General features: G+C 57.3%; 21 protein-coding genes. 6 read left to right on the forward strand and 15 right to left on the reverse strand.

Annotated features, from left to right (window positions below; all coding sequences use genetic code 11):
* Positions 1-96: 96 nt before the first annotated feature.
* The gene (locus tag AC4IBF_RS16995) at positions 97-555 is read right to left on the reverse strand and encodes a YaiI/YqxD family protein (RefSeq protein ID WP_033144747.1); all 459 of its coding nucleotides are present in this window, start codon (positions 553-555) and stop codon (positions 97-99) included.
* Between the two features lie 97 nt (positions 556-652).
* Between AC4IBF_RS16995 and proC the strand changes: the two genes are divergently transcribed.
* On the forward strand, positions 653-1,462 hold the full coding sequence (gene proC, locus AC4IBF_RS17000; RefSeq protein WP_111963440.1) for a pyrroline-5-carboxylate reductase: 810 nt from the start codon (positions 653-655) through the stop codon (positions 1,460-1,462).
* Between the two features lie 14 nt (positions 1,463-1,476).
* Here proC and adrA read toward each other — a convergent pair whose 3' ends face one another.
* The 6 genes from adrA to AC4IBF_RS17030 form a co-directional block, all read right to left on the reverse strand.
* The gene (gene adrA / locus AC4IBF_RS17005) at positions 1,477-2,580 is read right to left on the reverse strand and encodes a diguanylate cyclase AdrA (protein WP_111963441.1); all 1,104 of its coding nucleotides are present in this window, start codon (positions 2,578-2,580) and stop codon (positions 1,477-1,479) included.
* A gap of 102 nt (positions 2,581-2,682) precedes the next feature.
* The gene (gene psiF, locus AC4IBF_RS17010) at positions 2,683-3,003 is read right to left on the reverse strand and encodes a phosphate starvation-inducible protein PsiF (protein WP_008503278.1); all 321 of its coding nucleotides are present in this window, start codon (positions 3,001-3,003) and stop codon (positions 2,683-2,685) included.
* A gap of 89 nt (positions 3,004-3,092) precedes the next feature.
* Positions 3,093-4,508: an alkaline phosphatase gene (gene phoA / locus AC4IBF_RS17015; RefSeq protein ID WP_133293866.1), complete on the reverse strand. Its 1,416-nt coding sequence runs from the start codon at positions 4,506-4,508 to the stop codon at positions 3,093-3,095.
* 99 nt (positions 4,509-4,607) lie between these two features.
* A complete protein-coding gene (iraP, locus tag AC4IBF_RS17020) occupies positions 4,608-4,868 on the reverse strand; it encodes an anti-adapter protein IraP (RefSeq protein ID WP_024906786.1) in 261 nt (86 codons plus the stop codon).
* A gap of 209 nt (positions 4,869-5,077) precedes the next feature.
* Positions 5,078-6,292: a multidrug efflux MFS transporter gene (locus tag AC4IBF_RS17025; protein ID WP_136195249.1), complete on the reverse strand. Its 1,215-nt coding sequence runs from the start codon at positions 6,290-6,292 to the stop codon at positions 5,078-5,080.
* A gap of 168 nt (positions 6,293-6,460) precedes the next feature.
* Complete coding sequence (locus AC4IBF_RS17030) at positions 6,461-7,144, reverse strand: extensin-like domain-containing protein (RefSeq protein ID WP_252092583.1); 684 nt, start codon at positions 7,142-7,144, stop codon at positions 6,461-6,463.
* Positions 7,145-7,247: 103 nt separating this feature from the next.
* On the opposite strand from AC4IBF_RS17030, the gene ddlA reads away from it, so the two are divergent.
* Positions 7,248-8,348 carry a D-alanine--D-alanine ligase gene (gene ddlA, locus AC4IBF_RS17035; protein WP_248172661.1) on the forward strand — a complete coding sequence of 367 codons (1,101 nt, stop codon included), beginning with the start codon at positions 7,248-7,250 and terminating at the stop codon, positions 8,346-8,348.
* Here ddlA and AC4IBF_RS17040 read toward each other — a convergent pair.
* Positions 8,345-8,581 (reverse strand): DUF2754 domain-containing protein, encoded by a 237-nt coding sequence (locus AC4IBF_RS17040; protein WP_111963445.1) that lies wholly within the window; start codon positions 8,579-8,581, stop codon positions 8,345-8,347. The genes ddlA and AC4IBF_RS17040 overlap by 4 nt on opposite strands.
* 247 nt (positions 8,582-8,828) lie before the next feature.
* Between AC4IBF_RS17040 and AC4IBF_RS17045 the strand changes: the two genes are divergently transcribed.
* A complete protein-coding gene (locus tag AC4IBF_RS17045) occupies positions 8,829-9,128 on the forward strand; it encodes a DUF2755 family protein (protein ID WP_021241681.1) in 300 nt (99 codons plus the stop codon).
* On the opposite strand, the gene AC4IBF_RS17050 is transcribed toward AC4IBF_RS17045, so the two are convergent.
* The 3 genes from AC4IBF_RS17050 to AC4IBF_RS17060 form a co-directional block, all read right to left on the reverse strand.
* Complete coding sequence (locus AC4IBF_RS17050) at positions 9,125-10,222, reverse strand: DUF1615 domain-containing protein (protein WP_252092582.1); 1,098 nt, start codon at positions 10,220-10,222, stop codon at positions 9,125-9,127. The genes AC4IBF_RS17045 and AC4IBF_RS17050 overlap by 4 nt on opposite strands.
* 14 nt (positions 10,223-10,236) lie before the next feature.
* Positions 10,237-11,457 carry a peptide antibiotic transporter SbmA gene (gene sbmA, locus AC4IBF_RS17055; RefSeq protein ID WP_104949290.1) on the reverse strand — a complete coding sequence of 407 codons (1,221 nt, stop codon included), beginning with the start codon at positions 11,455-11,457 and terminating at the stop codon, positions 10,237-10,239.
* A gap of 115 nt (positions 11,458-11,572) precedes the next feature.
* The gene (locus AC4IBF_RS17060; protein WP_115874321.1) at positions 11,573-12,106 is read right to left on the reverse strand and encodes an isochorismatase family protein; all 534 of its coding nucleotides are present in this window, start codon (positions 12,104-12,106) and stop codon (positions 11,573-11,575) included.
* Between the two features lie 204 nt (positions 12,107-12,310).
* On the opposite strand from AC4IBF_RS17060, the gene ampH reads away from it, so the two are divergent.
* From ampH to olsF, 3 genes are all read left to right on the forward strand, one after another.
* Complete coding sequence (ampH, locus tag AC4IBF_RS17065; RefSeq protein ID WP_111963450.1) at positions 12,311-13,471, forward strand: D-alanyl-D-alanine-carboxypeptidase/endopeptidase AmpH; 1,161 nt, start codon at positions 12,311-12,313, stop codon at positions 13,469-13,471.
* A 164-nt stretch (positions 13,472-13,635) separates the two neighbouring features.
* Positions 13,636-14,610 carry a porphobilinogen synthase gene (hemB, locus tag AC4IBF_RS17070; RefSeq protein ID WP_248172652.1) on the forward strand — a complete coding sequence of 325 codons (975 nt, stop codon included), beginning with the start codon at positions 13,636-13,638 and terminating at the stop codon, positions 14,608-14,610.
* Positions 14,611-14,737: 127 nt separating this feature from the next.
* Positions 14,738-16,450, forward strand: coding sequence for a bifunctional ornithine lipid synthase OlsF (gene olsF, locus AC4IBF_RS17075; protein ID WP_252092581.1), 1,713 nt, complete (start codon positions 14,738-14,740; stop codon positions 16,448-16,450).
* Positions 16,451-16,475: 25 nt separating this feature from the next.
* On the opposite strand, the gene tauD is transcribed toward olsF, so the two are convergent.
* From tauD to tauA, 4 genes are read right to left on the reverse strand one after another with little or no spacing between them, the layout of a single operon-like run.
* Positions 16,476-17,327, reverse strand: a complete 852-nt coding sequence (gene tauD / locus AC4IBF_RS17080; RefSeq protein ID WP_111963457.1) for a taurine dioxygenase — start codon at positions 17,325-17,327, stop codon at positions 16,476-16,478.
* Positions 17,324-18,151: a taurine ABC transporter permease TauC gene (gene tauC / locus AC4IBF_RS17085; RefSeq protein WP_252092580.1), complete on the reverse strand. Its 828-nt coding sequence runs from the start codon at positions 18,149-18,151 to the stop codon at positions 17,324-17,326. Before tauC ends, tauD begins: the two co-directional genes overlap by 4 nt.
* A complete protein-coding gene (gene tauB, locus AC4IBF_RS17090) occupies positions 18,148-18,915 on the reverse strand; it encodes a taurine ABC transporter ATP-binding subunit (protein WP_111963460.1) in 768 nt (255 codons plus the stop codon). Before tauB ends, tauC begins: the two co-directional genes overlap by 4 nt.
* A 10-nt stretch (positions 18,916-18,925) precedes the next feature.
* Entirely contained in the window at positions 18,926-19,888 is a 963-nt protein-coding gene (tauA, locus tag AC4IBF_RS17095; RefSeq protein ID WP_136195242.1) for a taurine ABC transporter substrate-binding protein, read from the reverse strand.
* Positions 19,889-19,931 lie beyond the last annotated feature (43 nt).

Raw genomic sequence — 19,931 nt, forward strand, 5'->3', positions numbered from 1 at the left:
AATTGCAGAAGATGTTGCGATTACTTTACTGCAAAGCGGTACGGGATGACAACCCTGTGGAAGCCACACTGTACCACAAATTGACAATAATTATCATTACGCTGTGCGGCGCTTTACTTCCAGCAGCCATTTATCCAGTTCGGCAGCAAACTGCTGACGATCGCGCTGTGACAGGCTGTCCGGTCCCCCGGTCTGCACGCCGCTGGCCCGCATCGTATCCATAAAATCCCGCATGGTGAGCTTCTCGCGAATGGTCGACGGCGAGTATCGCTCTCCGCGCGGATTGAGCGCCGCGGCCCCTTTTTCCAGCACTTCGGCAGCCAGCGGAATATCCGCCGTGATCACCAGATCCTCCACGCTGCACAGGCGGACAATTTCGTTATCCGCCACGTCGAACCCGGCCGGCACGCGCAAAGAGCGGATGAACCGCGAAGGCGGTACGCGAATATTCTGGTTCGCCACCAGCGTCAGCGGCATCTGAACGCGCTCGGCGGCGCGAAATAAAATCTCTTTAATCACATTCGGACACGCGTCCGCATCAACCCAAATCGCCATATTGTCTCCCCATAATAACTCTGCCGACTATTGTCGCCTGCATTTCGTTGTTAAGCTATCAATCAGAGAAAACAACGCATAATGACGGAGAATCGTGATGGACAAGAAAATCGGGTTTATCGGCTGCGGTAACATGGGCAAAGCCATCCTGGGCGGCCTGATCGCCAGCGGGCAGGTGCTGCCGGGTCAGATTTGGGTCTATACCCCGTCACCGGACAAGGTCGCCGCGTTGCGCGATCAGTACGGGATCAACGCCGCCGAAAGCGCGCAGGAAGTGGCCCAGGTCGCCGATATCGTCTTTGGCGCCGTCAAGCCGAACATCATGATCAAAGTACTGAGCGATATCACCTCCAGCCTGAATAAAGAGACGCTGGTGGTGTCGATTGCCGCGGGCGTCACCCTCGATCAGCTGGCGCGCGCGCTCGGTCATGACCGCAAAATCGTCCGCGCGATGCCCAACACCCCTTCGCTGGTCAACGCCGGCATGACCTCCGTCACGCCTAACGCGCTGGTGACCTCAGAAGAAGTGGCTGATGTACTGAACATTTTCCGCTGCTTCGGCGAAGCAGAAGTGATTGCCGAATCGATGATCCATCCAGTGGTCGGCGTCAGTGGATCAGCACCTGCGTATGTCTTCATGTTTTTAGAAGCGATGGCCGATGCCGCCGTGCTTGGCGGAATGCCGCGCGCCCAGGCGTATAAGTTCGCCGCGCAGGCCGTCATGGGCTCCGCCAAAATGGTGCTGGAGACCGGCAAACACCCGGGTGAACTGAAAGATATGGTCTGCTCCCCTGGCGGTACCACCATTGAAGCGGTGCGGGTGCTGGAGGAGCGCGGGTTCCGCTCGGCCGTCATTGAGGCAATGGCAAAATGCATGGAAAAATCAGAGAAGCTGAGTAAATCCTGATTTCTGACCGGGCGTCAGGCGGCTACTTCGGTGCGGCCGCGCCCGGCATTTTTCGCCCTGTACAGCGCCACGTCAGCCGCCTTCAGCCACTCCCGATAATGTCCAAACTGCGGCCCCCAGGGGGCAACGCCTACGCTGATGCGCAGCGCTTCTTTTGGTGCGCACGGTAACGTCAGTTTTTCCAGCCGCTCATGCAACCGCGACATCACCGCGATGGCGCTTTCCGCCGCGGTCTGCGACATAATCACCGCAAACTCATCCCCACCAAACCGGCCTATAGCATCGCCTGACCGTACTGACCGCTGGAGCTGACGCGTAATGGCGATGATCGCCTCGTCGCCCACAGCGTGCCCCCAGGTGTCGTTGATGTTTTTAAAGTGGTCGATATCAATCAGCAAAATCGTGGCGGTGCAGTGGTCGCGGCGGCAATGCTCAAATTCATTTCGCAGCAGCATTTCCCAGTGGCGGCGATTAAAGACCCCGGTCATGCCGTCACGGGTGCTCATCATTTCCAGCCGCTGCTTGTGCTCTGCAAGCCTGACGGCGGTGCGGTGGCTGAGCCAGGCAAACAGCATGGGATAAAGCACCAGTACGGGCAGCGTTAGGCCCCACTCTACCGGGTCGGGCCTGAAAACAGCCACGCTCCCGACAAGCGGCAGCGTCACCAGCGCGGAGAGCAGAGTCAACAGGATCCCCGGGATAAACAGGCGACAGCCCCCGGAGCCCATCATATTCATACCTACCATCATCACCAGCGCTGCCGAGGGTAACGCGCTCATCCCCATCACGCCGATCCAGAGCCCGGCAATGATGGCATCGATCTTAAGATTGAACACTTCCTGCTGTTGAGGTGACGCGGCCCGGCAGGATAACTGCCAGGCGAAATGGGGCCATACGAACGCCCAACCGACCAGTAAAAGCCACCAGCCTCCGGGTAAAAAATGGGTGACCAGCATTCCCGCAACCGGGAAAAACATCGCTGCCAGCCCCACGGCGCGCGCCAGCCGAACCCGCCGGGCAAACTGAATGCCGGCACGGTGAGGGTCATCCTGAGAAAGGGTTAAATTCCACTCTTCCCGAATGCGCTTTTTGTTGTAATACGTTTCATCATTCATCATTTTTGGGAATATTCTGAAACATTTTCCCAAATTATAGAGAGGGGGTCTGCGGGGAAAGTATGAAATTTCGGGTGAGCCGCCGATGCCGCTCACCCGTTCGAACTACACTTTTTTCTTCAGGCAGGCACTCATGAACTTGCTGCGGTCATCCCCTTTAAGGGACTGCTCGGTTGCCTTGGCATTACACTCGCGCATCTTTTGCTGCTGAGGCGTGAGGCTTTTTTCAGCCGGCTTCGAGGCGCCGTTTTTGAGGCAGTCGCTCATATAGGTCTTACGAGCATCGCCCTTAAGACTCTGAGACGTCGCCTGTTGATTACAGGTGGTCATACGCTGCTGCTGCGGCGTTAACGTTTTCTCTTCCGCGTTCGCCGATGCGACCAGGAACAGGCCGGAGAGCAGAGTAACCAGTAATGTTGTTTTCATTGCACCATCCTTTTGTGAACATTCCCTGTAAGTCTGGTTCGTGACAGGAAAAAAACCACCCGGCAGATGTGATTTCCGCCGGGATTTTATTATTTAAGGCCCAGCGCCGCCTTCATGGTGTAGAACAGATCCGTTTGATCGGTCAGGCCTACCACGTTGGCCGCGTGCGGGCCGTAGGCGGCAATACGCAGCTGGGTGCCCGTGTGCTCCATGGACTCTTCTTCAGAGTTACCGTAGCTCATCACCATGACGGCACCATCTTTGGTGTTCAGCGACTGCGTCAGGCCAGGGGCTTTGGTATCTGGCGGAACGATCTGGCTGGCGTGCGCGTGGTCCGCGGTGACGATCACCAGGGTGTTACCGTCTTTTTTCGCGAACGCGAGCGCCTTCTGCACCGCTTCGTCCAGATCGACGGTTTCGCCAATCTGACCGCACGGATTTGCCGCATGATCCTGCTTATCGATCGACGCACCTTCTACCTGCAGGAAGAACCCTTTTTCGCTCTTGCTCAGCAGAGAGATCGCTTTATCGGTCATCGCCGCCAGCGTCGGTACGCTGTCCGTACGTTTCGGGTTTGGCGTACAGGTCACCGCAGGCTTATCGATATTGCCGTGATACGAGGCTTTTGGACCTTCCCAGCGCACAGGCATGTTGCCGTCAGAGAACAGCCCCAGCAGCGGTTTATCCTGGTTCGCCTCGCTTATCGCCGCCAGAGCATTTGCGTCGCTCACCAGCTGATAGCCGCGAGCCTGCGCCTGCTCGCGCAGCGTTTTGCCCTGCCACTCGCCCGCCGTCGCGGTTTCCGCGAAGGTTTTCGCGCCGCCGCCCAGCGTCACGTCAGGACGCGCGTTCAGCAGCTGTTCCGTAATCGAACCTTTGCCGCCTTTTTCCAGCGCATTTGTGGGGCACTTTTCGCTGGTCGCTGACGGGCCGTAGCACTTACGCGAGGTCACGTGTGCCACCAGCGCCGCAGGCGTCGCATCCTGAAGTTCAGCGGTGGAGACGTTGCCGGTCGCCAGGCCCGCTGCTTTTGCCATCTCCAGAAGGGTTTGATGATCTTTTTCGTGAATATCCACGCCCAGCGCACCATTATAGGTTTTCACGCCGGTGGACCACGCCGTGGCAGAGGCCGCGGAGTCCGTTACGTAATCCGGTTTACCGGTTTTTTTATCCAGCGCGTAGTGGGTATATTGTCCGGTCAACGGTAATGCGTCGATACCTTTAAAAAAGCCGCCCGCACCCTCGGCATAATTTCGCGCCGCCGTGATTTCGGAATCCCCCATTCCATCGCCAATCAGCAGAATAATATTTTTCGCCGGCTTATCATTCAGCGAAGCGCGAATAGCAGCAGTTTGATCTTCTGATAAACGACGCGCGCCGCCAGGCTGGGTGATATCCCCTTTTGCCGCACGATTATCCAGCACGCTGGTTTGCGTCGTATCAGCATAAATGGCAGGGGTAATTAACAGGGGAAGTAATGCGATGAAAAGTGCGCTCTGTTTCAATTTATTTTCTCCATGTACAAATACATAAAAATAAAAACAGAGCGACTATAGGCATCCTGCATGACAATTCTATGACACGTCGTTACGTCCTGTGACGGTTTAGCTGCGCGGATGCCTTAACAGCTTCTTTACGTACTGGTGGAGCATCTCAGCATCCTCAACCGGTACCTGCGATTCAGGCCTGACGCTATCCAGCGCCCCTTCCACGCTCTCAATCAACGCCTGCTGATCGGTTTTCGCCATTTGTCGCAGCAGCGCGGTGACCACAATTTCAAGCGCTTCGACCTGAGCCACCAGCTCTTTTGACTCTTCTTCCTTTTGTGCCAACTTGACCAGCAATTCAGCAATGAGGTTTTTCATCGTGCCAGTTCCTTTTCAGTTTTGTCTGAAGTTATCACTCTGAATCCCTATTGCAAAGAGAAGAAATTAATTATGGTATGCAAAAGTGATACAGGAACGGAAATAAAGAGGCAGCGCCGTGAGCGAAACGTTTTTCTATAAAAAGTAGCCGCATTTTGTTATATAAAAATGCGGCTACCATAAGAATATATAATACATCTGTGAAATCGTTACTTCGCCGATTTGGCCTCCGCCATTTGTCTGCGGCGTCGCAGCGCAATAGCCAGCTGGATAATATTGATTAAAACGACAATCGCTGTCGCCGCAAATACCCAACGAAAACCGGCCATCGCAGAAACGGATGCGCCAATAAGCGGGCCGGCAACATTCCCCAGATACATAAACGACTGGTTATATCCAAAAATACGCCCCGTCACCTGGTCGCTGGAATATTTGACCAGCAGGGTCTGTACCGCAGGCAACATGGCGCCATCAGCAAAGCCGAGCAGAAATCGCAATATGCCAAGCTGAAGCGGAGAGGTGACAAACGACATCGCGAAGAAGAGCACCACCGCAAAGATCAGCGTCGCCATCAGGATGCGCGCCGTGCCGATCCTGTCCCCCAGTTTTCCCAGACGCGGCGCGGAAATCAGGGCAGATACGCCCGGCACGGCGGCAATCATGCCGCTAAGAAAAGCGATATTCGTGCTCTCCGGCTCCATCGACTTGATAAACAGCGCCAGAATCGGCCCCACCGAACCGTTACAGAGCTGGATCACCATAGTGGTCACAAACAGGCTGATCATCAGGCCCGGATAAGGCAGCGAGGCGAAAACAGCCTTGCCGCTGAGGCGTTCAGACTTACTGATAACCGGGCGGCCCCCTTCTTTAATCAGAAAGAGCGTGACCAGAAAACTGACCACCAGCAGAACCGCAGTGATGATAAATACCGCGCGCAGTCCGACGTGGTCCGCCAGAAAGCCCCCCAGCAGCGGCCCGCCGATGACGCCGCTGATCTGTGCCGTGGAGAGTGTACTCAGCGCCCAGCCGCTACGCTCGCGCGGCACCTGAGAGGCGACCAGCGCCATAGCGTTTGGAATATACCCGGACGTCAACCCCATCACCGCCCGCAGGAAGAACAGCTGCCAGACGTTGGTGGCGAAGGCCTGCAGCAGAATGGCAATCGCCATCCCGAGCGAGGCGCGTAGCAGCATCAATTTACGGCCTTTGCGATCCGCCAGGCTGCCCCACATCGGTGACACAATGGCGGAAACCAGAAACGTGACGCTAAACGTCAGACCGGACCACATGGAAAGGGCTTCATGCGAGGTCACCCCCAGCTGCGACACGTACAGAGGCAGGAACGGCAAAATCTGGCTGATGGCCAGTCCGGTAAAGAAGCAGCCGAACCAAACCGAGATGAGATTAACTTTCCAGGATTCCATAAAGAAATAGTCTTCATTTTTAGGCGAATTCGCCGACAGATTAGCAAGTTACGCGTATTAACGTCGCACCAGAGATGCGGCCCGACTGACTTTGGTGTTTTATCTCCCCAGTCATCATATTTGTGAAATAAGTCACAATTCATCCATTTTCTGGCGGAATATTATGCTTCAACGGCAGAGGCCAAAACCGCGCATTCCCAGATGAAAATGGTTGGCATGCGCCGCGTTATACTCCGGCCCCAGTCCGTTTCCGTAGTAGCCACAGCTCGCCGCCAGCATGGCCTTCAGCCAGGGCTGCGTTGTTGTCGCCTTCCAGCCATTCAGCACCGTGACGCGTTCACCGTTCGCCAGACGAAAAGCAGCGATATCCAGCGCCTCCGCCGTGGCATGTTCACTGCGGCGCGCGTCAGGGCGATGATAAATATTGCGGCAGGCAAAGCTGCCGAGGTGGTCGATACGCGCCAGGTCACTGCCCGTATAACGTTTTGTCAGCGGCCGGGCCTGCTGGCTGATATAGAGGGCTGAGCTGAGCGCCAGCGGGCAGCTGGCAAGAAAACTGCTGTTCAGCCCGACCGGGCCGAAGTCACTCACGCGCACGACGTTATTAAGCGGACACGCGCCGCCGCTGTCAGCCACCGGCCGGGTGCGGATGAGATCGCGTTGATTAGCCTGTGCGAGCAGGCTCGCGCACGCCTCGGGGGTTAAACGCCGAAGCTTATACTGGGTGATTCGACCCGGCGGGTCGTCAAGCGTCAGCGGCATGAAAGGGTTGTAGTAAGGCGGCAACCAGCGGTACCCCACCGTTGCGATGGCCAAAATGATAAATACGGTCAGCAGCGTTTTTCCTTTCACTCTCCCCCCTCAACATTCCCCAAAACATTATGGCAGAAGGCCGCGAAACCCGCCGGGCATCGTGGTATGTTATTGGCTTTTCGTCATACTGGAAGAGAGTGAGATGGCTAAGCAGCGCGTAGGTATTGTCTTTGGGGGAAAATCAGCGGAACACGAAGTGTCATTGCAATCGGCCAAAAATATCGTTGATGCGATCGATAAAAGCCGTTTCGACGTGGTGCTGCTGGGCATTGATAAACAGGGCCAGTGGCACGTTAACGATGCCAGCCAGTATTTGCTGAATGCCCACGATCCGGCACATATCGCCCTGAATCCTTCAGAAATTAGCGTCGCCACCGTACCCGGCGTCGTAAAAGGGCAGCTCATCGACGCCGGCAACGCGCAGGCTCTCGCCCAGATCGACGTCGTCTTCCCGATTGTTCACGGTACCCTGGGCGAAGATGGTTCCCTGCAGGGAATGCTGCGCATGGCCAACCTGCCGTTCGTCGGCTCGGACGTCCTCGGCTCAGCCGCGTGCATGGACAAAGACGTCACCAAACGCCTGCTGCGCGATGCCGGGCTGAATATTGCGCCGTTCGTGACGCTCACCCGCGCCAACCGCGACAAACACAGCTTCACGCAAATCAGCGCAGAGCTGGGTCTGCCGCTGTTTGTGAAGCCTGCAAACCAGGGCTCCTCCGTGGGCGTCAGCAAAGTGACCAGCGAAGCTGAGTTCACGCAAGCCGTCCGCCTGGCGTTTGAGTTCGACCATAAAGTGGTGGTTGAGCAGGGCATCAAAGGTCGTGAAATTGAGTGCGCCGTGCTGGGCAACGATTTTCCCCGGGCGAGCACCTGCGGTGAAGTGGTCTTAAACAGCGACTTCTACTCGTACGACACCAAATACATTGATGATAAAGGCGCGCAGGTTGTCGTGCCTGCGGATCTCGATCCGGCGGTTAACGATAAGATCCGGGCGATCGCCATTCGCGCTTATCAGACGCTCGGCTGCTGCGGCATGGCGCGCGTGGATGTGTTCCTGACGCCGGAAAACGAGGTAGTGATCAATGAAATTAACACGCTGCCGGGGTTCACTAACATCAGCATGTATCCGAAGCTGTGGCAGGCGAGCGGCCTGAGCTACCCGGAATTGATCACCCGCCTGATCGAGCTGGCGCTGGAGCGTCACGCCGCCGACAGCGCGCTTAAAAGTTCCGTAAACGGTTAATCGGCGCGCTTCGCCGACTCAGCCTCATCCGCTGTCGTCTCTTCAGGGCGACGGCGGATAATCAACCCCGCCAGCCAGAAACTAATGACCCAGGTCACCAGCCCTACGGCATACGTTTGCCAGCCTTTTGCTTCAAACCCCAACAGGCCCACAATACCGTTAAGAATAAAGATCAGCCCGATAGCGAAAGCGTAGTAGTGCCAGTCACGGCGTAGTTTGGACGTGAGCTTCATAACAACTCCGGCAGGAAAAAAAGACATCCTCTCACAGTTTTACGGCCAGGTCTGTGGCAGATACGGAAATTCTGAAACGCGACGCAATTTCACTTAAGTTAATAAATTGTGACGTGCTGCAGAAATCAACAATCCAGGAGGATTCCGGCGCGTAAATTACCACGATTCTGATATTGACAAATGCGATGACCTGTCAAACTCACCCTGTACGAAGCGTATTAACAGAGCGATTTATCCGGAGGTCATCATGGCTGACTTTACATTGTCGAAACCGATTTTTGGCGGAAAACCAAAAACCTCTACGGCGGGTAATATCGCGTATGCCCTGTTTGTCCTGTTTTGCTTCTGGGCCGGCTCACAGCTGCTCAATATGCTGGTCCATGCGCCTGGCGTTTATGAACATCTGATGCAGGTGCAGGATAACGGACGCCCGCGAGTTGAGATTGGCTTTGGCGTCAGCACCCTGTTCGGCCTGATCCCCTTCCTCGCGGGATGCATGATTTTAGGCGTTGTCGCGCTCGTCCTGCGCTTTCGCCGTCGCCATTAAAGCCCCATACAGCGAGCCCGACGATCGTCCACGCGTTTTGCAAACCACGCGGTGGTCAGGCTACGCGTGATCTTCGGGCTTTCCAGCTGAATGCCCGGCAGGATAGCCCTCGGTAACGTTTTCCCGCTTTTCTTATCAGCAAGCGCAAACACCTTCTTGTACAGATCCGTTCTCTCAAAGGCCAGACTATCGCCTTTCTCAAGCTGACGGCGAATGTCGCTGTTGCTCAGACCCAGCGTTCTCGAAAGTTTCCGCACGGCCAGCTCGGTGCTCCCTGCTTCGCTGCTGCCGTAAGCGATGAGATCGCCGTCCAGCGCGAGCTTGACGCCGCTTGCGCGGCTGACCGCACTCTGGAATGCCGCATTACGGCTGGCATACCAGCCGGCGTTAAAGTCGGCAAAGCGGTACAGCGGCTCATCGTAGTTCGCCGGATAGTTCAACAGGTGATACGTGCCGAACCACAGTCCTCCGCGCAGGGAGAAGACCTCCTGACGCACCGTACCGTCGATTTTCCACGGATAGCCGTCGGTGTGTTTCTCCGCGAACGCGATGCTTACCTGCATTGGGCCACCGGTGTGGACCGGGTTCAGTGAGCCAAACAGCTTCTGCCCCATTGGGACCATGCTGATGAAATCATCAAAGATGGCGCTAAGCTGTTTTTCGGTTTTCACCGTATCCAGCCGTTCGCTGTAGCTTTTGCCGTTCGGTGAGGTGATTTTAAGCGCGGTATGCACGAGGAACACCGGGATATGCATGGACTCCGCGCGGCGGTCGATCTCTTTCCAGGCGATTTTGTTCAGACCCGGCACAGCCGGATCTGACTGGTACATTGACTCCTGCTGCGCCACCGCCAGCACCGAACAGATGTTCTCCTCGGTCGGCGCGATCTTTTGGCTTTCAAAGGTTTTTGCCAGCGCGTCTGCCCACGCATTGCGATCCTTTACGCTGGCGGGCATTTTCTGCCGCACAACGCTCGCCACATCAACGGGCTTCTCGCCCTTTTTGAGCGGAGCAGCCCCCTTTTCGGCACAGCCTGCCAGTACAAAAGCGGCCAGAATGGTCAACGGTAACGCGCGCGGTACGGCAAAAGACATAGCAACTTCCTGTATTAGCTAAATGTGTTGGTGACTTCCTGCAGGTCACGATCGTCCAGCTCGCGTTCAAAGCTGCGCAGACGTTTGTAGATGGACATCAGTTCTACCAGCGTGGTCCAGGAGCTGATCAGGTACTGGAACGACCCGCGAACCTGACCGAAAACGTTGGTGATCTGCGTCATCAGACCGAGCGTAATCGTACCCGCAACAATGGACGGAAACAGCAGGAACAAACCGAAAACGTTATCCACCTGCAGATACAAAATACGCGCGATGTTGAAATACATATAGTGGAAGTAGAGACGGAAATAGTTGCGACGCACGGCGCCAAACAGCTCGCGGACGGTCGGCGGCGAGGCGCGGTTGGCATCGTCTTCGCCATAAACCAGCTCTTTACGATATGCGGCTTCGACGCGTTGATTTTTAAACTCCAGCCCCGGCAGTTTGATCCCCACCACCGCCAGCAGGCCCGTCCCCATCAGCGACCAGACGATCGCGGCAATCACCAGACCATACGGAATATGGCCGACAATCGGCAAATCCGGTACATGCGCCGAGAGCGTTACCAGCACCGGCAGGAAGGCAATCAGCGTCATAATGGCGTTGATAAAGCTGACGCCCATGTCTTCAAGCGTGGAGGCAAAACGCATGGTGTCTTCCTGCACACGCTGTGCGGCACCTTCAATATGGCGCAGGTGCTGCCAGTGCGCCATATAATGTTCGTTCATCGCGGTACGCCAGCGGAAAACGTAGTGGCTGACGAAGAAATTGTTCATCACGCCGATGATAACCGCAATCAGGGCGATGCCGAGGAAGACGCCAACTTCATGGTAGAACTGATTGATGGTCACCTTATGCGGCGAGCTCAGCGCGGTCTGGATCAGATCGTAGAACGGCGCATACCAGGCGTTAACCGCCACGCCCACTTCCACCAGGAACCAGGTCACGAAGATAATCAGCGATGTGCCGAGGATCGACCAGTACTGCCAGCGGTGCGGAGAATAGACAAACCAAAAAAGGGCAAACAGCCCTACGCACACCGTGTAGTAGGCATAAAACAGCAGGTAGCTGAGTGACCAGAAGCGCGCCGCGCTAATCGGTACCTCGCCTGTCGCTCCCGTGATGCGCGTCAGCCATGCGCCCCCGCCCGCCTGCCAGAAAATGACAGCGATCAGTGCCCAAATAAATGCCGACAGGAAAAAAGGCCCCGGCTTTGGGAAAAAAGACTTAAACATAATGCTTCCTTCTTGTTGTTATGGCTGTTGCTGTGCACAACACGTTACCAAACGAAATACCTGCCCAGGCCAGCCTCCCGGCTCAGGCAAAAAGGTCAGACCCGAGGGTTGATTATTAGTTCGCTTTCCAGTTTTCGAGAATTGTTTCGGTGCGTTTCACTGCGAGAGGGTTCGCTGGCGCAATGAAGTTACGCCAGACGTCGTTGTGATGGTTAATCAGGATCTGTGCTTCAGCAGCCGGGCGGTTGGATGTGGTATGGGCATCTTCCGCAACTGTGATGTGATAACCCCGGCTAACGCCGTTCTTGATCGTCGCATCGACGCAGTAATCGGTGGCGCAGCCGCAGATGACAAACTCGCGAATGCCCTGGTCACGCAGCAGCGTCTCAAGCCCGGTGTTGTAGAAGGCATCACAGGCCGTTTTGGTCACGTAAAGCGCGTCAGCGGGCTGATGGAGTTCAGGCAGTAGCGCAAATCCTTCACTTCCCTCTTCCAGCCCCCCGGCCTCGGTGTGCTGAATAAAAATCACCTTGTCGGCAGCCTGCGTAAGCTGGTTGATCAGAGACACACACTTTTCGCGCTGATGACGAGGGGTTTCAAATACCCCGTTCTGCATATCGACAACCATAACCACACGCTTCTCAGACATACCGTTCTCCGTAAGATTGAGTGACACTGGTGCCTATCATAAGCCCGATGTCACAAAATGGGAGATGGCTCGTAAGTAAATTGTTCATATTTACCCATGGTTACGTTTTTCTCGCTATCGTTATGCAATTCGGGGCATTGCGCGGTACCGTTTAGTAGTATAAATACCCATAACTTTCCTATTTCACTTCATGGATGCTTTTCGTTGAAACGTTGTCTGCTCTCTTTTGCCGCGCTGTGTGCGGTGAGCTTTTCTACCGCCCAGGCAGCCCAACCGCTGACGGCTCCCGTTTTAGCTTCAGATATTGCCGATCGCTACGCGAACCTTATCTATTACGGCAGCGGCGCGACCGGAATGGCGATGGTCGTCATCGACGGAAACCAGCGCGTGTTCCGCAGCTTTGGCGAAACGCGCCCGGGAAATAACATTCATCCGCAGCTGGATTCCGTTATCCGCATCGCGTCCTTAACCAAGCTGATGACCAGCGAAATGCTGGTGAAACTGCTCGACCAGGGCGTGGTGAAGCTCGACGACCCGCTCAGCAAATATGCGCCTCCAGGCGCCCGGGTTCCAACCTATCAGGGTACGCCGATTCGGCTTGTGAACCTTGCCACCCACACCAGCGCCCTGCCGCGTGAGCAGCCGGGCGGGGCGGCGCATCGTGACGTATTTGTCTGGCCAACGCGCGACCAGCGCTGGAGCTATCTGAGTACCGCCACGCTGAAGGCGGCTCCGGGTTCGCAGGCCTCTTATTCAAACCTGGCCTTTGACCTGCTGGCGGACGCCCTTTCAACGGCGGCTGGCAAACCTTATACGCAGCTGTTTGAAGAGCAGATAACCCGTCCGCTGGGCATGAAAGACACCACCTTTACCCCGTCCCCGGATCAGTGCCGTCGCCTGATGGTGGCGGAGAAAGGCGCAAGCCCCTGTAATAACACGCTCGCGGCCGTGGGCAGCGGCGGGGTCTATTCCACGCCTGGCGACATGATGCGCTGGATGCAGCAGTTCCTTTCCTCGGATTTCTACGCTCGCAGCAGCCAGGCCGATCGTATGCAAACCTTGATTTATCAGCGTACCCAGCTGCACCGCGTCATCGGGATGGACGTGCCGGGTAAAGCCGATGCGCTCGGCATGGGCTGGGTCTATATGGCACCGAAAAATGGCCGTCCGGGTATTATTCAGAAAACCGGCGGCGGCGGTGGATTCATCACCTATATGGCCATGATCCCGCAGTCAAACGTGGGCGCATTTGTGGTGGTCACCCGCTCTCCGCATACGCGTTTCGTCAATATGAGTGACGGGATTAATAACCTGGTGGCTGAGCTGAGCGCCAATAAAGCCCAGGTGCTTACCGCGTCCAACTGATATTAATATTCCGTGGGCAAGCGGTTGATGTTAAACCGTTTGCTCCGAACGACACCGTTCCTGCAGTCTTGCATGATCTATCGGTAAACCGCCCACTTTAATAAACACCTAACAACGCTTTCGGGTACACTAGCCTTCTTTGTTCCACAAACATCAGGCATACCATGACCGATTTAATTGCACGTCCCCGCCGCCTGCGCAAGTCACCTGCACTGCGCGCTATGTTTGAAGAGACAACCCTGACCTTAAACGATCTGGTGTTGCCGATTTTTGTCGAAGAAGAGATCGATGACTACAAAGCCATCGAAGCCATGCCGGGCGTAATGCGCATTCCGGAGAAATATCTGGCGCGTGAGATCGAACGTATCGCCAACGCGGGTATCCGCTCGGTGATGACCTTCGGCATCTCCCACCATACTGACGCCACCGGCAGCGACGCGTGGAAAGAAGATGGCCTCGTCGCCCGCATGTCCCGCATCTGCAAAGAGACCGTGCCGGAAATGGTGGTGATGTCCGACACCTGCTTCTGTGAATATACCTCTCACGGCCACTGCGGCGTGCTGTGCGATCACGGCGTGGATAACGATGCTACCCTGCTGAACCTCGGCAAGCAGGCGGTCGTCGCGGCCGCTGCGGGTGCGGACTTCATCGCGCCATCTGCCGCAATGGACGGACAGGTTCAGGCGATTCGTCAGGCCCTTGACGCGGCCGGTTTCACCGACACCGCCATCATGTCTTACTCCACCAAATTTGCCTCCTCCTTCTACGGCCCGTTCCGCGAAGCGGCCGGTACGGCGCTGAAAGGCGATCGTAAAACCTATCAGATGAACCCGCTGAACCGTCGGGAAGCGATTCGTGAATCCCTGCTCGATGAAGCCCAGGGCGCAGACTGCCTGATGGTGAAACCGGCTGGCGCGTATCTCGATATCCTGCGCGACATCCGCGAGCGCACCGACCTGCCGCTGGGCGCTTACCAGGTCAGCGGTGAGTACGCGATGATCAAATTCGCCGCGCTGGCGGGTGCAATTGACGAAGAGAAAGTGGTCCTGGAAAGCCTCGGCGCTATCAAACGCGCGGGCGCGGATCTGATCTTCAGCTACTTCGCGCTGGATCTGGCCGAGAAAAAAATTCTGCGTTAATCCGCTTTAGCGCCGGGTGGCGGCTTCGCCTGGCCCGGCCTGTTCTCTGCGCTAATCTTCACCAAACTGCAATACAACCGACATCTGCTCCTTCTACTGTCTTCGCAAGACGGCAGGAGGAGTAACCATGTTTAGCCTCGATAGCGTTCTCGACGATCTTTGGCCTCAGGCGAGGCCCGCCCCCTGGCAAAAAAGTCTGTTAAAAAGACTGTTCTACGAAGACGAATTTCAGCAATTTGCCGCAGCCCACCGCCACCTGAAAGGCCTGGATATGGTGGAGCAGGTTCTGGAGCACCTTGATATTCTCTGCACCGTTTCCGCCCGCGATCTCGAACAAATCCCCGAACATGGCCCGCTGGTCATCATTGCCAACCACCCGACGGGTACGCTGGACGGCCTGGCGCTGCTGTATGCCGTCTCCCGCGTGCGGCGCGATGTTAAAGTCGTAACCAACCGGATGCTGACCCACCTTGAGCCCCTCAGCTCGCTGTTTATTCCGGTGGACAATATGGGCGGCAGGACGGCGAAATCGTCCCTGGTGCAGATGGAACAGCATCTGCAAAACGCGGGCGTGCTGATCTTCTTCCCGGCCGGAGAAGTTTCCCGCCCTACGCTCAAGGGCATTCGCGATAAGAAATGGCACTCCGGCTTTATCAAACTCGCCGGCAAGCTGCGCGCCCCGCTGCTGCCGGTGCATATTCAGGCGCATAACAGCCTGCTCTTTTATGCCAGCACGCTGGTCTCTCCGACGCTGTCGATGCTGCTGCTGATGCAGCAGATGTTCCGCCGCCGCCACAGCCAGCTGCCGATCAAAATCGGCCAGCAGATTACGTGGCATCACTGGCACAGCGCTAACCTTTCGTCGCGTGAGATGGCCGAGCAGTGCCGTCAGCACGTGATGCGTCTTGGCAAGGGATTGCCCGGGGTCTTTAAAACCCAGTGCGCGATTGCCCGTCCGGAAGACCGGGCCACACTGAAACGCGCGCTGGCGCAGGCCGAGAGCCTGGGAAAAACCAGCGACGGTAAAACCATCTATCTTTGGCAGCGAAACGGCCAGGAAGACGCCCCGCTGCTGCGCGAGCTGGGCCGCCTGCGCGAGATTGCCTTTCGCGCGGTGGAGGAAGGGAGCGGCAAACGCCGGGACACCGACAGCTACGACGATGATTATCTGCACCTGATCCTGTGGGATGAGGACGATCTGGAGATCGTCGGGGCGTATCGCTTTATGCCGACGGCCATGCAGATCGAAAAGCGCGGCGTTGAGGGGCTGTACAGCTATAGTCTGTTCCACTACGACGACAAAATGCAGGACGTGCTGGAGCACGGCATTGAGCTGGGGCGCAGCTTTATCCAGCCACGCTACTGGGGACGCCGCGGCCTGGACTATTTATGGTCCGGCATTGGTGCCTATCTGGCGCGTTATCCGCACTATCGCTACCTGTTTGGCCCGGTCTCCATTTCCGGCGGCTTACCGCCTGCCGCGCGGGATCTGCTGGTGGCATTTTATCGCCTTTGGTTCCCGGCGACGCATCCGCTCGCCGCCTCGCGCCAGCCGTATCCCGCATCGCTGCCGGACGTGCTCGCGCAGTTTGGCGGCGTGGATTACGTGGACGATCTAACAAAGCTGAAATCCCTGCTCGGCAATCTTGGGTGCGGTATTCCGCCGTTATACAAGCAATATTCCGAGCTGTGCGAGCCCGGCGGCGTGCAGTTTATTGATTTTGGCAGCGACCCGGCGTTCAGCAACTGTGTTGACGGGCTGGTGCTGGTGGATTTGTGTTATCTGAAGGCGAACCGCTATCAGCGGTATATTGAGGCGCATTTACAGCCCTCTCCCTAAAAGGGAGAGGGTTAGGGTAAGGGGATCAAGGCGCCCGGTAAAACGGCTTATCCCCCAAAATCGTCGCCCGCTGCATAATCCGGCGTTGCGGCAAATAGTCCGCATTGGCGTAGTGCTGCGTCACACGGTTATCCCAGATCGCCAGGTCATTCTCCTGCCAGCGCCAGCGTACCTGGAACTCCGGTTTGGTGATATGCGCGAACAGGAAACCTAACAGCGCCTCGCTCTCTTTCTCGGACACATCCACAATGCGCGTCGTGAATCCTTCGTTCACAAACAGCGCCTGCTTGCCCGTGACCGGATGGGTCCGCACCACCGGGTGCAGCAGCGGAGGATGTTTCGCAACCGCCTCCTGCCAGCGCTGATGTTCCTCTTCACTCTTGCGGTACTTGTATTCCTGGAATGATTTTTTGAAGTCGTGCTCCGCCCGCAGCCCGCTCAGCAGCGTCCGGAACGGCACTGACAGCGCCTCATACGCCGCAATCCCGCTGGCCCACAGCGTATCGCCCCCCGTATCCGGCAGCAGCTTCGCCGCCAGAATCGCCCCCGCAGGCGGCGTCTCGATAAAGGTTACGTCGGTATGCCAGTTGTCGTTGTCCGGCGGATTATCGTTGTGGGTGTCGAGGACGATAATCTCCTCCACCCCTTCCGCATGCGGATAGACGGGGTGAATATGCAGATCGCCAAAGCGCAGGGCCAGCGCGCGCTGCTGCTGCGGGGTGATCGCCTGCTCGCGCAGGAATACCACCTGATGACGCAGCACCGCGTGGTACAGCTGCTCGAACTGGTTATCGCTCAGCGGACGGGTCACATCCAGGCCCGATACCTGTGCGCCAATGTACGGCCCCAGCGGGGTAATGGTCAGACGTTCACTCATTGTATTTCTCCATGCCAGGGCGTCAGACGGCGCTGTAACGCGCGCAGCCCCAGTTCTAATCCGAAGGCGATCGCGGCGATCACCGCGATCCCTGCCAGCACCACGTCAGTCGCCAGGAACTCCCCCGCCGACTGCACCATAAAGCCAAGGCCGCGCGTGGCCGCAATAAGCTCTGCGGCCACCAGCGTCGACCAGCCCACGCCAAGGCCGATGCGCAGCCCGGTTAAAATCTCCGGCAGTGCGCCCGGTAAAATAACGAACAGCAGCACCTGCGTGCGGCTGGCTCCCAGCGACTGCGCCGCGCGGATCCGCACCTGCTGGGCGCTCTTTACGCCTTCCAGCGTTGACATTGCAACCGGCGCAAAGATCGCCAGATAGATGAGTAAAACTTTGGGCGTTTCACCTATGCCGAACCAGATAACCACCAGCGGCAGCCAGGCCAGCGGCGGGACCGGACGGTAAAGCTCAATCAGCGGGTCGAGGATGCCGCGCACCGTCGGGCTCAGCCCCATCGCAATCCCCACGGGAATGCCGATAATCACCGCCGCCAGCAGCGCCACCAGAATGCGCGCCAGGCTAGCGCCTAAGTGCTGCCAGAGCGTGGCATCCATAAAGCCCTGCGGGCCGGCGATGGTAATGAGTTTGGCCAGCACCTGTCCCGGCGACGGCAGAAACAGCGGGCTGACCCACTGCAGGGCAGCAACTGCCCACCACACCGCCAGCAGCACCAGCAGCGTACCGACGCTCAACGTAATTTGACGTGAGAAAGGCCAGCGCAGCGCCAGACGCGTGCGGCGCGTTTTTTCACTGAAGACGATGCTCATGAGAAGGCCTCCCGCTGTTCAAACACGCGGCTTAAAACGTACTCACGCTGTTCGATAAACAGCGGATCGGATTTGATGCTGCGTACGGGTTCCCCCGCGACGTAGCGGCGAGCGAAATCCAGCGGCAAACGCTCCAGTACGCGGCCCGGCCCCGGCGAGAGCAGCACCAGCTCGGTGGCCATAAACACCGCCTCTTCGATATCGTGGGTAATCAACAGCACCTGCTTGCCCGTCTCATGCCAAAGGCGCAACAGCAGGGTTTGCATCTGCTCGCGGGTGAAGGCATCGAGCGCTCCGAACGGCTCGTCCAGCAGCAACAGCTGCGGATTCGCTGCCAGCGCGCGGGCAATACCGACGCGCTGCCGCTGGCCGCCGGAAAGCTGCCAGATGAAGCGTTTTTCCGCCCCTTCCAGCCCCACTTTTTTCAGCATCGCCCGCGCCGTTTCCAGCCGCTGTTCGCGGTTGATGCCCGCAAGCTGTAGCCCAAACGCCACGTTTTCCTGCACGTTGCGCCAGGGAAGCAACCCTTCGTTCTGGAAGACCACGCCGCGCTCGGCGCCCGGCCCTTCCACCTTTTTGCCTTCCAGCTGAATGGTGCCATGCTGATAAGGGACAAACCCGGCGATCAGATTGAGCAGCGTGGTTTTTCCGCACCCGGACGGGCCCAGCACCACCAGCAGTTCACCGCTGTCCAGCGTCAGGTTGATATCCTCCAGCGCGGGTTTACCACCGTAATCAGCAGACAGATTTGTAATATTCAGCATGGCGTACTCCTTATTTCACAAAACGATCGGTTACGTACTGGCTGTAATCCGTCGCCACCGCGGGCACTTTGCCCTGCTCTTTCAGGAAGGTGGCGGTATCTACAATCGCTTTGTTTACCGGCCCGGTCAGCTGCTGCACCTGCTGCGCGGGGGTCAGATAGGTATTGCCCTTCACCAGCCCCGGCACGTCCGCTTCCGGCACGCCGCTCAGGCGGGAGAGTTTTTCCAGGTTTGCGGGCTGCTTCAGCCATTCATCCGGGTTACTGATGTACGGCTGCTGGGCGTCAATCGCGCTTTTCGCGAAGGCTTTCACCACCTCAGGATGTTTCTCGGCGAAGTCTTTACGTACGACCCACACGTCGAGCGTTGGCGCCCCCCACTGGCCCACTTTTTCGGAGTCGGTCAGCACGGTGCCGTCTTTTTCCAGCTCGTTCACTGCTGGTGCCCACACATAGGCCCCGTCAATGTCGCCACGCTGCCAGGCCGCGATAATCGCCGGTGGCTGCAGGTTGATAATTTGTACCTGCCCCGGTTTGATGCCCCAGTGTTTTAGCGCCGCCAGCAGGCTGTAGTGGGTGGTGGAGATAAACGGCACGGCGATGCGTTTGCCGATCAGGTCTTCCGGTTTGGTGATGCTTTTCTTCACCACCAGCGCTTCAGAGTTACCGAGCTGCGAGGCGAGCAAGAACACCTCAATCGGCACCTGCTGGCTGGCCGCAACCGCCAGCGGGCTGGAACCGATATTGCCGATCTGCACGTCGCCGGAGGCTAGCGCACGCACCACGGACGCGCCGCTGTCAAACTTGCGCCAGTCGACTTTCGCGCCGCTCTCTTTGGCAAAGGTGTTGTCCGCCTGCGCGACTTTCGCCGGTTCCGCAGAAGTTTGATACGCGACGGTGACGTCCACCGCCTGCGCCTGAAATGCCCACAGCGCCAGTGCGCCGAGTAGTGTGATTCGCGATGAAATTGCCATAGTGCCTGCTCCCCTTGTTGTTATGAGGGCAGTATTTCCAACG

The organism is Enterobacter sp. Taxon_8 (genome assembly GCF_058354585.1).